The organism is Endozoicomonas atrinae, from assembly GCF_001647025.1.
In the GTDB taxonomy this organism is placed as follows: domain Bacteria; phylum Pseudomonadota; class Gammaproteobacteria; order Pseudomonadales; family Endozoicomonadaceae; genus Endozoicomonas; species Endozoicomonas atrinae.
Window position 1 is genome coordinate 1 of sequence record NZ_LUKQ02000647.1, and the last position, 879, is coordinate 879.

General features: G+C 49.5%; 1 protein-coding gene. It reads left to right on the forward strand.

What is annotated here, in order from left to right:
• Positions 1–11: 11 nt before the first annotated feature.
• Positions 12–879: hypothetical protein (locus AK963_RS29775; protein ID WP_139117811.1), on the forward strand; the 868-nt coding region annotated here is incomplete at its 3' end.

Sequence of the window (879 nt, forward strand, 5' to 3'; positions counted from 1 at the left end):
AAGGAAAATACATGGGACGTATAAGAACAGTAAAGCCTGAGCTGTTTATTCATGACGAGCTTTATGACGCTGAACATAATAGCGGCCTTCCTTGCCGGTTGGCCTTTATTGGATTGCTCACCCTTGTAGACCGGGAAGGTCGTTTTCATTGGAAACCCAGACAGATCAAAGCACAACTATTTCCTTATGATGAGTTGGAGTTTTCCCAGGTACTGGAAGCATTAAAAAACAGTGGATTTTTGACGCACTACCAGGTGGAAGGAAAGCAGTATGGGGTTATCAAGAGCTTTGCCAATCACCAGAAGATCAACGCCAAAGAAGCAAAAAGCAAACTACCAGCGCCCGAAAATGGCGAAGAAATCAAACCAGAACCACCGTTAACGGAAAGGAATTCTAGCGAGAAAGTAATTCCGGTGAATTCCGGTGAATTACATTCACGAACGCCAGAAGGTCAGGAAAATTTCTCTGGGGAAGGGATAGGAATAGAAATAGGGGATCTTGGAACGGAACTGGAACATGGAACGGAACATGGAAGGGAACTCTGTTTAAAAGACCCTTGTCGAGTTGACACTCGACCCGACGCCGATGAGCAAACCGGTGAAGTGATTTTATCCAGTGAGCCGCTGCCAGAAGCCACCGATCCAAAAGCCAGGGCAAGCAGCCAGCAAAAACAGGCCAGAGCCATCGATGACATTTTCCAGTATTGGCAGACCATCATGGATCACCCCAACGCCAGGCTGGACGAGAAGCGACGGAAGCTGATCCGCAACGCCCTGAAAACCGGCTATGCCGTCAATGACCTGAAGACCGCCATCCTCGGCTGCAGCTACACCCCCCACAACATGGGCGACAACGACCGTGGCCAGCGGTACGACGGCT